Consider the following 1,055-nt stretch of genomic DNA (forward strand, 5'->3'; position numbering starts at 1 on the left):
AGACGAGGACGTAGAACAGGATCGAGACGGTCAGGATCGCGGCTGCGGCGAGGTTGACCGCGAGCCCCATCAGCAGGACTGAGAAGCTGGCGAGCCCGACGCCGAAATGCAGCGCGGCCTGACGGTCCATCCGGCCGGCGGGAAGCGGGCGCTTCTGTGTGCGGCGCATGACCGCGTCGATATCGGATTCATACCATTGGTTGAGCGCCCCCGCCGCACCCGCGCCGAGCGCGATGCACAGGATCGCGGTGAAGCCGATCACGGGATGGATGCCGACGGGCGCGGCGAGCATGCCGCACAGCCCGGTGAACACGACGAGCGTCATCACCCGGGGTTTGGTCAGCGCCAGAAAGTCGCGCCATTCGGCGGGGGGAAGCAGGGGCGTCGCAGTGGTCATGGTTGCGCAGGCCTATACGCGACCCTGCCGTTCGGGGAAAGCGATGGTTCTGCTGGGGAAATCGAAACCCGGGTATGGTGGGGGGCGCCGATCAGGCGGCGGTGATCGGCTGGCCGAGGTCGAGTCGCTCGCCATCGGTGACGATCACCCGGTCGCCGAGCTTTACCGCGTCGAAGATCCGCTTCGCGAACGCCCTAGGCACGCCGATACAGCCATGCGTGGCATAGCCGTCGCCGACATCGCTGCCATGGATCGAGATGCCGTCATTGGTCAGCCGCAGCATGTACGGCATCGGCGCATTGTAGAGGTTGGAGACGTGGTCGGCGTCCTTCTGCGTGATCGGGAAGACGCCCAAGGGGGTCGGCTTGTCGTCTGCGCCGTAGATGATGACCGCGGTGCCGATCTCATAGCCCGCGCGGAAGACCGAGACGGTCTGCGCGGCGAGGTCGACGGTGACGATGACGGGGCCCTGGGGCGCGCCGGTCTCATCCCAGTAATGGTCGCCCTGCCGCATGGGGCCGGGGATCTGGAGGATGCGCTTGACGGTGTAGGCGGCGGGATCCGGGGCGGCCGGTTTCGGCGCGGGGGCCGCGGGGCGGGCCTTCGGCGCGGTGCGGGGTGCGGCGGGGGCCTGGGTCGCCGTCACGGGGCGGGCGCC

2 protein-coding genes are annotated in these 1,055 nt (G+C 68.8%); both read right to left on the reverse strand.

The genetic code is table 11. The annotated features are described in order from the left end of the window. Nucleotides 1-397, reverse strand: a 397-nt coding sequence (locus sphsw_RS17785) for a UbiA family prenyltransferase (RefSeq protein ID WP_031441787.1), incomplete at its 3' end; no start/stop codon positions are given. A gap of 91 nt (nucleotides 398-488) precedes the next feature. Continuing rightward, a partial coding sequence (locus sphsw_RS17790; RefSeq protein WP_031441788.1) for a L,D-transpeptidase family protein occupies nucleotides 489-1,055 on the reverse strand: 567 nt, incomplete at its 5' end.

This window comes from Sphingomonas sp. FUKUSWIS1 (genome assembly GCF_000733135.1).
GTDB classification, from domain to species: domain Bacteria; phylum Pseudomonadota; class Alphaproteobacteria; order Sphingomonadales; family Sphingomonadaceae; genus Sphingomonas; species Sphingomonas aerolata.